Source organism: Roseburia sp. AF12-17LB (assembly GCF_003479605.1).
GTDB classification, from domain to species: Bacteria; Bacillota; Clostridia; order Lachnospirales; family Lachnospiraceae; genus Roseburia_C; species Roseburia_C amylophila.
In genome coordinates, this window is sequence record NZ_QUHR01000035.1 from 1 (window position 1) to 248 (window position 248).

Consider the following 248-nt stretch of genomic DNA (forward strand, 5'->3'; position numbering starts at 1 on the left):
GATGTTCCTGCACTTACTGCTGCATTTGCTGCCATTCCTCCGGTCAGTATCAGAGAAGCTGAGATTGTCAAAACATTTCCTATTAAATAATAGAGGTCCGGATTGCTGGCAAATAATGTATCACGGATTGGATTAACCGATACCATTCTTGGGTCTCCTGTTACTCCTGCATAAACATCCTGACCACCTTCTACTGTATTTGAAAAGCCATATGCTGCTGTTCCTGCGCCAATTGCCATTACTCCTAC

Annotated in this window: 1 pseudogene; it reads right to left on the minus strand. The window is 43.5% G+C overall.

What is annotated here, in order from left to right:
* A pseudogene (locus tag DWV68_RS14295) lies at window positions 1–248 on the minus strand (hypothetical protein); the annotation flags it as partial.